Source organism: Aquimarina latercula DSM 2041 (genome assembly GCF_000430645.1).
In the GTDB taxonomy this organism is placed as follows: Bacteria; Bacteroidota; Bacteroidia; order Flavobacteriales; family Flavobacteriaceae; genus Aquimarina; species Aquimarina latercula.
On record NZ_KE387185.1, the window covers coordinates 283,780 to 297,583 of the forward strand.

The 13,804-nt window shown below is 32.7% G+C and carries 9 protein-coding genes; 1 reads left to right on the forward strand and 8 read right to left on the reverse strand.

Annotated elements, in window-relative coordinates:
* The 8 genes from H526_RS31100 to H526_RS0119195 form a co-directional block, all read right to left on the reverse strand.
* Positions 1-1,951, reverse strand: a 1,951-nt coding sequence (locus tag H526_RS31100) for a PorP/SprF family type IX secretion system membrane protein (protein ID WP_051336237.1), incomplete at its 3' end; no start/stop codon positions are given.
* 3 nt (positions 1,952-1,954) lie between these two features.
* Positions 1,955-4,003, reverse strand: a complete 2,049-nt coding sequence (locus tag H526_RS0119165; RefSeq protein WP_155839735.1) for an Ig-like domain-containing protein — start codon at positions 4,001-4,003, stop codon at positions 1,955-1,957.
* 659 nt (positions 4,004-4,662) lie between these two features.
* On the reverse strand, positions 4,663-5,184 hold the full coding sequence (locus H526_RS0119170) for an OmpH/Skp family outer membrane protein (protein WP_027394497.1): 522 nt from the start codon (positions 5,182-5,184) through the stop codon (positions 4,663-4,665).
* A 230-nt stretch (positions 5,185-5,414) separates the two neighbouring features.
* Entirely contained in the window at positions 5,415-6,263 is an 849-nt protein-coding gene (locus H526_RS0119175) for a class I SAM-dependent methyltransferase (RefSeq protein ID WP_027394498.1), read from the reverse strand.
* Positions 6,264-6,370: 107 nt separating this feature from the next.
* Positions 6,371-6,850 carry a hypothetical protein gene (locus tag H526_RS0119180; RefSeq protein ID WP_027394499.1) on the reverse strand — a complete coding sequence of 160 codons (480 nt, stop codon included), beginning with the start codon at positions 6,848-6,850 and terminating at the stop codon, positions 6,371-6,373.
* Positions 6,850-8,721 carry a tRNA uridine-5-carboxymethylaminomethyl(34) synthesis enzyme MnmG gene (gene mnmG, locus H526_RS0119185; RefSeq protein ID WP_027394500.1) on the reverse strand — a complete coding sequence of 624 codons (1,872 nt, stop codon included), beginning with the start codon at positions 8,719-8,721 and terminating at the stop codon, positions 6,850-6,852. The genes H526_RS0119180 and mnmG overlap by 1 nt, the downstream gene beginning before the upstream one ends.
* Before the next feature lie 81 nt (positions 8,722-8,802).
* Entirely contained in the window at positions 8,803-9,225 is a 423-nt protein-coding gene (gene ybeY, locus H526_RS0119190) for an rRNA maturation RNase YbeY (RefSeq protein WP_027394501.1), read from the reverse strand.
* The gene (locus H526_RS0119195) at positions 9,218-12,601 is read right to left on the reverse strand and encodes a DUF4175 family protein (protein ID WP_027394502.1); all 3,384 of its coding nucleotides are present in this window, start codon (positions 12,599-12,601) and stop codon (positions 9,218-9,220) included. Before H526_RS0119195 ends, ybeY begins: the two co-directional genes overlap by 8 nt.
* A 102-nt stretch (positions 12,602-12,703) precedes the next feature.
* Between H526_RS0119195 and H526_RS0119200 the strand changes: the two genes are divergently transcribed.
* Positions 12,704-13,741 carry an alkane 1-monooxygenase gene (locus H526_RS0119200; RefSeq protein WP_027394503.1) on the forward strand — a complete coding sequence of 346 codons (1,038 nt, stop codon included), beginning with the start codon at positions 12,704-12,706 and terminating at the stop codon, positions 13,739-13,741.
* Positions 13,742-13,804: the final 63 nt, after the last annotated feature.

Consider the following 13,804-nt stretch of genomic DNA (forward strand, 5'->3'; position numbering starts at 1 on the left):
ATCTTTCTTCTTCAGCCAACCTTGCAGCTTCTTCTTCTTGTTTTAATCTCTCTTCTTCAGCTAATCTTGCAGCTTCTGCTTCTTGTTTTAATCTCTCTTCTTCAGCTAATCTTGCAGCTTCTGCTTCCTGATCTTTTTGTACCGAAACTTCTCTTTCTAGTGTTTTCTGAGACTCTTCTCTTCTTCTCTGCTCTGCCATCTCCAGCTCTAACTTCTTCTGAGCCGCTAATCTTTCTTCCTCAGCCTTTTGCTCAGCTATTTCAACTTCCAATCTCTTCTGAGCAGCCAATCTTTCTTCTTCAGCTTTTTGTTCAGCTATTTCAACTTCCAATCTCTTCTGAGCAGCCAATCTTTCTTCTTCAGCTTTTTGTTCAGCCATTTCAACTTCCAATCTCTTCTGAGCAGCTAATCTTTCTTCTTCCTCTCTAGCTGCTTGAGCTTCTGCTTGTTTTCTAGCTTCTTCTGCAGCTACTTCTTGTCTCTCAAGCTCAGCAGCTTGTTGGGCAAGTCTAGTTGATTCTTCTGCTTTTCTTCTCTCTTCAGCTTCGGCTTCAGCAGCAGCTTCTTGTTGTTCTGCTTCGGCTTCTCTAGCAGCTTCTTCTGCAGCTATTCTAGCCTCTTCTGCTTGTATTCCTGCAGCTTCTTCTGCTTTTCTTCTCTCTTCAATTTCTAATTCAAGATTTTTCTGAGCAGCTATTCTTTCTTCCTCAGCCTTTTGCTCTGACATCTCACGCTCTAATTTCTTTTGAGCTGCTAAGTCTTCTGCTTGCTTATTGAGTAGTTTTACTTCTTCTTCTCTTTGTAAAGCTAATTCTCTTGCTTTTCTAGCTTCTTCTTCTTTAGCTTCTTGAATAGATCTCTCTAATCTATTCATTGTTCTTTGTGCCTGACTCAGAGAATCTCCTCCTGTCCTCTGTAGTTCTCTTATTATTTTATTTTGATCTAAGATCTCTTTCTTAAGTCTTCTAATTTCAGAATCCCTCTGTAATGAACTTTTTGAAGAAATATTTCGTCTTTTCCTTCTACGTTCTTCTTTAGCAAAATTAAACGCCAGTCCAAATTCGTGTGTAGCTCCGAACTCAGCAGCCGTAGCATCTCCACCGATACCTGGTTCAACAGTATAGCCTATAGAAACCACTTTTGTAATATTTGCTCCAATTCCTATAGAACCTCCATAAAAACTATTATAACCAAGTTGTGCCCATCCGTATTTTGGTATTTCGAATAACACATTACCTCCATATCTTAAATCCTGTTCACCTGGTTTAGAGGCATAAACCATTCCACGCAATTCATTATCAATTCTTCTCCAATCTAATTCTGTTGTGTACATTACATGACCTGAATATTCGAAATTATCAGTTAGTAATTCGCTCGCAGTAAGGTTATAAGTAACTAGGTTTCCAACGGATACACCAACATCGAAATTACCATAATTGAAGTTTACACCAGGACGTAATAAAAACACAGAGCTATTTTCGTAATTATTAATTATGTCATCATTTACTTGTGCCTCATCAAGATTACTTTTTAAAGCACTTTGGGAATAACTTAAATTTACCCCAAACGTAAAATTCATGTCTCTGTTAAGTTCTATATTATATGCATAATTTAATGTAGCGCCAAAAAACCTAAATATCCCGACATTCTGCTGAAACAAACCAATACCTATTCCTGTTTTTTCCTCGAATCTAGCAGAATAATTAAGAAAATATGTCTGAGAATTATCACTAAAACTTGCTCTAGGGTTTCGATTATATATGTTTATTGAATTTTTATTTTCTCTTACCAAAGAAAAGGTAGGATTAAACATAAATCGATTATACTTAAGAGAATTATGTAACGGAATATCTGAAGGCAATATACCTGATGTATTAGATGATCCATCTTGTGAATGCACAAGGTGTGAGCAAAAAATTAATGTGGATATATAAAGTATTTTTTTAATCATAAATTATCTCATTACTGTAATTGTCCCCTTTTTAACGACTGTACTACTTCTAGAAATTATATAATAATAAATAAGTTCACTTGCTTGAGATGCAGAATCATTTGGCCAATCTGCATTATAGCCTCCAGTTTTTTGGAAATCTATTTTTCCATTCGATGAATAGATAGTAACTTCTACATCATTTTCACTGAATGAATTTGGTAAAACCCATGAATCATTTGCAACATTTCCTCCAGGTGTAATAACATTAGGGATTAATTCTGATAATGCCGCTGGTCCTCCAACCACGGCAGTTTGTGTATCAACCGTACATAAAGAAGTACTTATTCTGGCAAAGTAGTTTCCATCTTCTGTTACCGTTAACGTATTTGTTGTTTCGCCATCTATTAGAACTTCTTCTCCATTTTCAATTATATACCACTCATATGTAAAATTCGCATTTAATGGCGCTGTCAACACAACAGACTCTCCTGGTTCTAAAACCGGAGGCGTAATATCCAGTACTATATCACTAGATAAAAAATCAATAGGTAAATTGTTTGAAACAGCATCTGGTAGACCTCCAGGTATAAAAATACCTCTTAATTCAAAACTTCCACCGCTATCCGAACGACTTACATCTAACGACAAAGAAGTCTCACCAGTTGAGACTCCATCATTAAACCATTCGAAATCGAAAAAACCAAATTGTTCCGTTGTCAACGGAACCCGATCTCCTGTCGAGGTTATTCCCACCATTTCCGTCAATGTTATTGTAATTGGGTCCTGTTCACAATCAACGACTTCCTCAGGTGCTATTACAATATCAAATCTTTCTGCTGATCTTATTATAGTTTCTGAAGACAACATTGTCATACATGGATCATCCGGAAATAATGCGTCAATCTCTATTCTATAATCCCCAACTCCATTTGCTGGTACATCAAAAGTAATTGTTGGACCTGTTGTAATTCCTTGAATTAAAACATTCGTATCTCGTATCCATCTAAATGTACTACCGATTGGGGCATCAGTTTCTACCGTTAAAGTTAATATCTGTGTTGGTAACAATATCAAACCTTCTGGAAGTGGAGCTGTAATGCTTGAGCCCTCATTAGTAACTGTTACTAGATCCGTAGTTAGCGTACAATCCTCACTTAATTCTATTCGTAAAGTATACTCTCCACCGAAATCATTATCGGGTAAAATTATGTTTGGAGAAATTTCTCCATCCAATTCTTCACCATCCTTTATCCACTGATAGTTATATGAAAAATCTATTAAACTTGCTCTTAATTCTTTGAACTCATCAGGGCAAAACGAAAAATCATCATCCGTAACTATAGTAATATCATCAGGATTAATCAACGAAGCATCCACAGCATTCGATCTATTAAGGGGATTGAAAAAGTTATTACATAATCCTAGAGGAACTCTTGCTATATATCTTCCTACTTCTGTGATTATTAAAGATGGGCTATTTTCTCCGGGAATTATTGCTCCATCCTTTAACCACTCCCATTTCAATGTGTTTACATCTATCGAGTTGTCATTTTCATCTCTAACTTCAACAGCTATCTCCTTAGCAAATGAGGCTACATTACAAAAAATTATCTCATCCCTTCCATTTAAAATTATTTCTAAATTATCATCAAAAAAATGAAATGCTATTGCATCAGAAATTTCACTAATTATATCAACCTCTGAAGCTCGGACCCGTATTCTAAAATCATCACTGTTAGCATTAGTGGGTACCGATATATCTGTGAAATTGATGTTAGAAGTCGCAGCGGTTCCATTATTTGGACCCGTAACTCTTCCTAATTCTGTTATGTCAGATTGATTTGCAAAACTTCCTGTAGGGTCTGAAAGTTCCAAAATAAACTCATTATTTGTTGGTAATGCATTACCAGGTGATAACTCCGCAGTAAAATCAAAACCATTAGTCAACGTACCACAGGCTTGTGGAGCCGAAGTAAGAGAAGGTGGACCTATATTACGCTGCGCTTTGGCAACATGGATTCCCATTGCCAAAACGATCATGACGATTAAGAGGTTAAGTCTTTTATTCATAGCTATCACATCAGTTAAATTTGTGTGAATATATGCAACATTAATCAAGCGATTTGGGGCGCTTGTTGATAATGTTGTTAATATAAATATTGTAAAGTCATAAAATTATGAATTAAAAATTTATATCAAACCAATTTTTCGTTTTTTTTTGTAATAATATTCTTACTTCGTTTTGAAGAGTATGATTACATCTCTAAAAACATAAAGTATTAGTAGTAATTATTTATATTAAAACATTGATTATCAATATTTTACATTAAAAAAATATACATTAAAAGTTGCTTAAAAAAGCAAGGTTTTACATTTTTTACCGACAAAAATCAAAAATTTTTTGAATGAAAAAGTGAAAAAAAAAATAATTTTTTGATGTTATGCGCACATCATAAACACCTAAAAAAGACAGTTTTTGCCGATTAAGTGTACTAATTTTATAGAATTATTAACCAAATTTAACGTTAATTATTACAGAAAAGCTTATCATAAATATCACAAACATGTTTGGAGAAAAAATTGCAATAATTTTCCTTAAATATTATCTAAAAAGGATATACTTTTTATTAACAAACGTTTAAATAAATATGAGGGAATATTCCCTGAAAATATACATAAAAAAACCCCGAAATTAGTTCCGAGGCTCTAAACTTTAAACTATCTAAATATTACTCATTAGATGTCTTTTCTCCGTTAAGTTCTTCTATAATTTTATCTGTAAGATCTAATTCTTCCTTAGCGTAAAACAAGTTTTTCACCTCTGTTTCTCCATAGATATAAGTATATCCATTTTTCTTACCATACTCTTTTATAAAACCTTCTACTTTTGAAATTATAGAATCTATTTCAGCTTGACTACCTTGCTGAATTTCTTGCATTCTTGTTTGCTGTTCTCTTTGTAAGCCCTGTTGTTTCACCATCAGCTCCTGTTCTTTCTTTTCTCTATTCGTTTGAGACATTGATTTCATAATATTTTGGTATCCCTGTACCTCAATCTGAAATTGTTTTGCTTTCTCTTCTAATTCTGCACGTACTTCATTATTCTTCTTAGTCCACTTTTCTTTAGCGGTCTTCATTTCATTAAAATCCGATACCACTTTTGTATTATTTACAAAACCAGTTTTCTCAATTTGTTGATTGCAAGAAGTCAATCCAATTATCGCAACAGCAATCCATATAAAATTTCTCATTATTCTAAAATTTAGTTCTGCGCAAAAATATCAAAGTTAGATTGATGTTATACCTATAAGTACATCAAATTACTCATGTATAAGAAAAAACAATAGCAAAAGAATTTACTATTACAAAAATCAATAATTTTTCATCGAAATTCTGCAATTTTAAGGAGTTTTTACAAAAAACAGAAGGGAATTACCTCAAAACACTAAAAAACATCCTTAAAAGCTCTTAAAAAAAGAAATTATCCATTTTTAAGAATATAAACATGAGAAGAATATTCTTTTGATCGTTTTGCCTTAACATTCGAAAGAAAACCAATCCAAAATGCTCGAAAATAGTTCATCGCACCATTTTTATATTTCTCCGATAACAATGCAACATAAAACGAATCGAAAACCAACGGTACGATTTTCTTTAAATTAATATTTTCTTTTGTAAAAAGCTTTTCTATTGACGTTTTAGAAAAATGCCATAAATGCCTTGGTACATCATAAGCCGCCCAAAATGATTTATAATAACCAGCGTCAAATGACCTAAAATTAGGAACTGCTATTATTATATATCCACCAGGTTTTACCAATCTTTTTAATTCCTTTATCTGAATCTCTAAATCAGAAACATGTTCTAATACATGCCACATAGTAACAACATCATAATTATGCGAAGGCAAATCAGTAGTATCTGGTTCTAAAATAATCTTCTTTTTTTGCGCAATTTCTCGAGCTTGTTCATTTGGCTCTACACCTTTTACCCGCCAACCTTTCAACCTAGCTTGCACTAAAAAATCTCCTGTTCCTCCACCTATATCTAAAAGAGTACCAGAACCTTGATTTAAATTTGAAATTAATTTAACCTTTTTATTAAGTGAATATTTCTTAACTAAGTGATAAAGTTTCTCAAAAAAGCTTCGTTTAGAATCCGTATGGGAAATGTAATCATCACTTTCGTAATATTTACCTAAGTTTTCAACATCAGGTTTAGGCAATGTTACTAACATATCAAGATCCTTATCTTTATATAGTTTAAACTTTTCTCTAGAAACTGTAAAATCTTCACACTCTATATAAAAATCTAATTTTTCCTTATTCATTTTTAAATCGAAAACTATTTTCTTCTAATTACTAATGCTCTTTCGAAATTACACTATCTATTTACTAAACATTTTAAACTCTAATCTATCACATGTTCCACGTGGAACTATAGTTTTGTAGCGTCATAAACTTCTACATCTAACATTTCACTTAACGAATTTGCAATGCCCAACGCTTTTTCATAGTTACTTGTTCTATACAACGTAACTTTTCTATTATCTGTAAAAAATCGTACAGCCAACTTATCATGTCTTTCTTTTGTTCCTATTCCACTCACAGCTCCCCATTCATTACTCGAACTTACGGAACCATAAAAAACAGATATATAACTAGGAAATTCCAATTCCAGCTTAGTTTTAAACAAAACACAACCAAAAACAGAAAACAATTTTTGGTTATCAAAATCTTTATTTATTTTGTAAGATATAGAAAAACCAAAAATCAAGAATGAGCATATAAAAAAAAGTATTCTTCCTGATAATGGTTCAGAATCTAAAAACAATCCAAATACAGAAATAACAAGAACAATTGTGGTAAGAATTTTTCCTTTCAGTGCTCTTTCTTGTTTACATATTACACTTTTCATTATCTACCCATATACACTAATAAAACAGAAATATCACTAGGTGAAACTCCACTAATTCTAGAAGCCTGAGAAATTGTAGCTGGTCTAATCTTACTCATTTTCTCACAAGCCTCGTAAGAAAGAGATTTTAACTTTGTATAATCAAAATCCTTTGGGATTTTAACATTCTCTAAACGATTAAGCTTATCAGCATTATTTTTTTCTTTTTCTATATAACCAGAATATTTAACCTGTATTTCTGTTTGTTCTAAAACCTCTTTGTCCAAATTATTTTCTTCAATATAGCTCGACACTTTACTAAAGCGTTTCATGTCATCTAATGTAATTTGAGGACGTGCAAATATTTTAAACATCTTACCGCTTTGATTAATCGGTGAAGACTTTTTATCTTCTAAAACAGGATTTGCTTCAATAGGTCCAACACTAGTTTCTCTAAAAAAGTTAACAAACGCTGTTGCCTGCTTTTCCTTCTGTTCCATTCTTTTTAATCGCTCATCTTTAGCTAAACCAATTTTATGAGACATCGGTGTTAATCTAAAATCAGCATTATCTTGTCTTAATAACGTTCTATACTCAGCCCTAGAAGTAAACATACGATACGGCTCCTCTGTGCCCTTAGTAATCAAGTCATCAATAAGAACTCCTATATACGCCTCGCTTCTTTTTAGTGTAAACTCGTCCTCTTCTCTTACCTTAAGAGCAGCATTTATACCCGCCATTAAACCTTGCGATGCTGCTTCTTCGTAACCAGTTGTACCGTTAATCTGTCCAGCAAAAAATAATCCTGAAACCAATTTAGTCTCTAATGTGTGCGTTAATTGCGTTGGTGGAAAATAATCATACTCTATTGCATATCCTGGTCTAAAAAACTTTACATTTTCAAATCCTACAACAGATCTTAACGCTTTAAACTGAACATCCTCTGGTAAAGATGTAGAAAAACCATTTACATAAACTTCGACTGTATTCCAACCTTCTGGTTCGATAAACATTTGATGTCTTTCTTTATCAGCAAATCTATTTATTTTATCCTCAATCGAAGGACAATATCTTGGTCCAATACTTTTTATTCTACCATTAAACATCGGTGATCTATCAAAACCTTCTCTTAACAAATCATGCACTTCTGTTGAAGTATATGTCATATAACAAGATCTTTGATTCACCAATGGTTTAGATAAATTAGAATAGCTAAACTTTTCAGGATTATCATCACCTGGCTGCTCTGTCATTTTAGAATAATCCAATGACCTACCATCAACTCTGGGTGGTGTCCCAGTTTTCATTCTTCCTGAATCAAATCCTAAATCAACTAGCTGTTCTGTAATTCCTGTAGCCGCTCTTTCACCAGCTCTACCTCCACCAAATTGCTTTTCACCAATATGAATCAATCCATTCAAAAAAGTTCCATTAGTTAACACAACAGTCTTGGCTTTTACCTCAATTCCTAACGAAGTTCTTACACCTTTGATTTTATCATTTTCTACAATAAGTCCACTTACCATATCCTGATAAAAATCTAAATTCGGCGTTTGTTCTAATAAAAGCCTCCACTCTTCTGCAAACCTCATTCGATCGCTTTGAACCCTTGGACTCCACATTGCTGGTCCTTTTGACTTATTCAACATTTTAAACTGAATGGCCGTTCGATCACTTACGATACCACTGTATCCTCCTAACGCATCAATTTCTCTAACAATTTGTCCTTTTGCGATTCCTCCCATCGCAGGATTACAACTCATTTGAGCTATATTCTGTAGGTTCATTGTTATCAACAACGTACTACATCCTAAATTTGCGGCTGACGCCGCAGCTTCGCTCCCAGCGTGCCCAGCACCAACTACTACTACATCATACTCTTTATCAAACATAACACTATAATTTGTTCCACGTGGAACACTCTCTTTATTAAAAAATAAAATGTTCCACGTGGAACATTAATAAATGAAAAACTAAAGATGTTCCACGTGGAACATCTTTAGTTTTTCATTTTCTTTTTGTCTCATAAGAATTTCCTCCTCCTTAGTTTTGTCCTTATATCCACAAAAATGCAACACCCCATGAACAATCACTCTTCTCAATTCATCCACAAAACTTACACCATAATGGTCAGCATTTTCCGAAACTCTTTCCAAAGAAACAAAAATATCTCCAGCAACAATATTTCCCAAACCATTACCAAAACTAATTATATCGGTATATGTGTCATGGTTCAAAAAATCCTGATTTATTTGTAATAAATATTCATCATCACAAAAAATATAATTGATCTCTCCAAGCTTCTTTTCTTCAGAAATTAAAACCTTTTCCAACCAAGAGCTTACAGCCCTCTCATCAACATCATAACCAGTAGTTTCGTAAAAATAATTAATCATTAGTCTTTCTAAAATATTCCTGCACTTTACGCTTATAATTCTCGCGCAAAGGTAATACTTGTCTGTTTAATATTTCCGTTGTATTAAAATATTGTTTCGCCTTCAATATTTGCTCATTATTATCATTACTGAATTTCTTGTTATTACTTCTACTTTCTCTCCTATCCTCTTCTCCTTGTTCTATAGTAGCATCCTCTAATTTGAGTAATTCATGTTTTAAATCCATCATCTTACTCAAGGTGTTGTTATTAAAACCTTTCTCCAACAACTCACCCTCAATCTGCTCCATTTTATTTAAAAGCCCACTTCCTTTTCCTTTTCCAATTCCTTCCTTCTTCAACTTGTCTTCTAATGCGTTACGCAATTGTTGTTGTTGCTTATATATTTCATATAACTCACCATTCATATCCTCTTTTTGCATCTCAGATTCACGTTGACCATCTTTTCCATTTTTTCCTTTCTCACCTTTTTCCTTTCCTTCTTTGCCACTTCCTTTACCTTTTCCCTTTTCTCCATCTTCACCAGATGATCCACTATTAGATTCCCCTTTCTGTTGACCTTCTTTTTTCCCTTTTCCCTTTTTAGCACCTTCCTTCATTTTCTCATTTAACTCACCCTGCTTTTTAATGATATCTGGTAATTGGAACCCTTTAGACTTATTCCCGCTTTTACCTTTTCCTTTAGCTGACATACTGTTTTGCATCTGATCCAAAATTATACTTAGAAAATACGCCAGATCATTAGAACCAGTTACCGCATACTGTTGATTAGCCGTTCCCTGAATCACTTGATTCTCCGCCAAACGCTCTAATGACTTGTCCAAATTAAACTCTATATCCGTAAGCTTACCTGTAACTTCATCAGATATTTTAGGCCTACGCAACGCTAATGCATACAAACTGTCATCTATATGTATAAAATTTTCTCTTAATACACTTTGCCTTTTCAATTTGCCAGAATATGTTGGGTTATCATTATTAATTCCTTTAAATTCTTTCATCAATCCCTCCTGCTCAATTGAAAAATCGACCAAGTTGTCTAGAATTTGTCTCAACATTTCCATATCCTCTTGTTCCTGTTCTCCTCCACCCATCTGCATTTGCATCTGCATACCCTTGCTCATTTGCTTCATTTTTTCAGCTGCACTCTTTTGATTTTTTTTAGCCTCAGATTTATTTTTCTTCTCCAAATTATCACTCGCATCTTCTTGTTCCTTTGTCACATCCTCCTCATCTTTTTTGTTTTCATCTAACTTCATTGGTTTCTGTAAATCCTCATTATCCTTTCTAAGATCCTCCATCTCTTCCTTAAACCTTTCAAACTCTTTGTTTAAATCCTCCTGCTTTTCTTTTGTGTTTTCCTCTCCCTTTTCAGATAATTCCTCCTGCTTCTCAGCCATTTCCTTCAACTTATTAGCTAACTTTTCATGCTTTTCTATCACATAATACCTTTTGGTTAATTCTAATAATTGCTCCAAATTTTTCTTTAAATTCTTATTCTCCTTTGCCAGTTCCTCCAGCTTCTCCGTCAGCTCCTCCTTTTGCAATTTTTCTGCTATCTTATTTATTTCATCTAAAAGCTTTTCATTTTTCTTTAGCTTTTGTTCGTTGCGTTCTAACATTTCCTTTAATGCATCTTTAAAAGGTTCCTCTTTCTTTTTGTCTTCCATCTGCTCCAAATTATCCTTCAACTTTTTAGAGAAATTCTGCATCATCTTCTCCTGTTCCTTTTGCCTTTTTAAATAATCCTCGAGCTTCTTTTTGTCATTATAATCCAATTGCTTTTTCTCCTTCTGAAGCTTACTAATACTCTTTAAATCCTGTTCTTGAGACTTAAACTTTTTTAATGATTTATTTAATCCAGATATAGCCTGATTCTGTTCATTAAGTCTTTTCTCCTCCTCTTCATTCGTGGTTAATTTTCTATAACTAAAAACCTGGCTTTTGGTGCTCTTACTTTTATTTATTTGGTCATTATCAAAAACTTCGAAATAAAACTCGTAATTAACACCTTCCTTTAAATCCAAATTTCCAGGAAACACGTGTATAAATTCATCAAATACCGAAGAATTTATACCTATACTTTTTGTTTCTTTATTTGATTCCTGATCGCTATCATAATACACCAACCTTAAACCATTAAGACCATAATCATCACTAACTCTACCAAAAAAATACATAGTATTATTATCTACAGTATCCTTTTCTGCTGTCAACTTAATCTCTGGATATTGATCTTTTATTACATTTACATTGAAGGAAATATTATCATAATCATGCACATTTTTATTAGATGTTGTAATCCTATAATCCCAATTGCTATATAAAACATTTCTATATTTAAAGTTAGAATCACTCTTTTCGAAAACATACGAAGAATCCATAGTAACCATTTTTACTTTTTCTGTATTTCTAGTTCTAACTTTCCATTCCACTCTTGTTCCTTCCGGTACAATTGCATTACCCGAACTTTGTAAGGCTTCATCCTTTTTTCCGGTATATGAAGGATAATCCAATTGCATAACAAAATCTAATAATGTTGGTACTGGTACTACCTCTAATTCATAGTCCTTTGAAACAACATCGTTAGAAGACAAAACAAAATCTATAGAATTTTTTGGTTGCGTAAATATATATTCATAAGATCCAACGTCTGTATTCTTTAAAAAATAAATCTCATCGTTATATTTTATCTGCACCTCTTCAGGAAGAACCTCACCAACCGTTTTAACTTGTAATAAAAAATCCTTGTTTTCTAGAGCATTTAGGGATTTATTAACCACGAAAAACTGAAACGGCGCTGGAGGTTCATATGCAGTTTCGTAATTAACTACACGTTTATAACTCTCCGAAAACCAACTACCACTATTAAAAAAACTTACTAGTAAAAAAACTAAAACAGGAATCAAGGCATATTTTAAATATTTAGCATTTTTCTTAAAATCTATAGCTAATTTAAAAGGTATAGGTTTTAATTCTAAAGACTTCTGTTCTATGCTTGCCAAGAGTAAAGATGAAGAAGAATCATCATTATTTAACTGTAGTAAGTTTAATAATTTATCATTAACATTTGGAAAATGATCACCTATAATCTTCGAAGCATTTTCATAATTAATTCCATTAGCTATTTTTAACAACTTAGCAGCTGGTATTAAAATAAATTTTATAAACAGGGAAATTTCCACAACAACAAACAACCAAAACAACACAGTTCTCCAAGTACTATTTAACCAAAAGGCATACTCTATTAACAACGTAATCAAAAAATATAATACTCCTATAGCAAAAAATAGTATAATCCCTTTTATCAATTCGTTGATATAGTATTTTCTAATAAACTGCTCTAATTTCTCCTTTATGAATTCAAAACTACCCATAACTCTCTCCTTTTCTATTTCAGTAATCTATAAAACTACAACTTTATTTCTTATAGATTTGTTATATTTATTATAATTCAAACCCCTATACAGTAACTTATTATGAAAGATTTAAAATATATATCCGCATACACCATTCCTGTTGTTGCATTTCTAAGCATATGGTTACAAGGAATCTATACTTATTTAACTCCTATATATGTATTTGGGCTAATTCCCTTTTTAGAATTATTTACATCCGCATCCAATGAAAACTTAGAAGAAGATCTTCGTTTATCTAAATCAAAAAAACGTCTTTTCGATTGGTTACTTTACATCAATCTTCCTCTTATATATTCCATTTTATTCTATGCCATATATACTATTACTAAGAATACCTTATCCCTCTATGAAATTATAGGTATCATAATATCAACAGGAATAGTTCTTGGAGCTAATGGTATTAACGTGGGTCACGAGCTAGGTCATCGTTTTACAAATGAAAGGTTTATAGCAAAAGCACTACTACTACCCTCCTTATATATGCATTTTTATATCGAACACAATTTTGGTCACCATCTAAAAGCAGCTACAACAGAAGATCCAGCTACCGCCAAATATAACCAACCTGTATATTTATTCTGGATCACTTCTGTTATAGGTCAATATATAAGTGCTTGGAAAATTCAAACCAAATTATTAACCCAAAACAATCTCTCTTTTTTCTCAATCAAAAATGATATGTTTTGGTATCTAATTATTACAACACTATACCTAGGATCTATATACTTCTTTTTTGATCTTTACGGTTTTTACATCGCAATTTCTAGCGGAGTTATTGGATTCCTATTGTTAGAAACTATCAATTACATAGAACATTATGGTCTTAAACGAAACAAAAACAGTTCTGGTAGATATGAAAGAGTTAGAGAAATTCACTCCTGGAACTCTAATCACTTATTAGGACGTATACTACTTTTTGAACTTACAAGACATAGTGATCATCACTATCGCGCATCTAAAAAATACCAAATTCTTGATCATCATGATAAGAGCCCTCAGCTACCGTTTGGTTACCCAACTTCGATGGTAATTGCGCTTCTCCCTCCTCTTTGGTTTATACTTATGAATAAAAGAGTACCGACCGAAATGAAACCATAAATTATTTATAGTTTTTTATATATATTTATTAGATAAAATCTTTTTTAAACACTTATTTTAGAT

Coding starts and splice junctions, on each gene's coding strand:
- H526_RS0119165 (WP_155839735.1), bottom strand. CDS start 4,003: ATGAATAAAAGACTTAACCTCTTAATCGTCATGATCGTTTTGGCAATG.
- H526_RS0119170 (WP_027394497.1), bottom strand. CDS start 5,184: ATGAGAAATTTTATATGGATTGCTGTTGCGATAATTGGATTGACTTCT.
- H526_RS0119175 (WP_027394498.1), bottom strand. CDS start 6,263: ATGAATAAGGAAAAATTAGATTTTTATATAGAGTGTGAAGATTTTACA.
- H526_RS0119180 (WP_027394499.1), bottom strand. CDS start 6,850: ATGAAAAGTGTAATATGTAAACAAGAAAGAGCACTGAAAGGAAAAATT.
- mnmG (WP_027394500.1), bottom strand. CDS start 8,721: ATGTTTGATAAAGAGTATGATGTAGTAGTAGTTGGTGCTGGGCACGCT.
- ybeY (WP_027394501.1), bottom strand. CDS start 9,225: ATGATTAATTATTTTTACGAAACTACTGGTTATGATGTTGATGAGAGG.
- H526_RS0119195 (WP_027394502.1), bottom strand. CDS start 12,601: ATGGGTAGTTTTGAATTCATAAAGGAGAAATTAGAGCAGTTTATTAGA.
- H526_RS0119200 (WP_027394503.1), top strand. CDS start 12,704: ATGAAAGATTTAAAATATATATCCGCATACACCATTCCTGTTGTTGCA.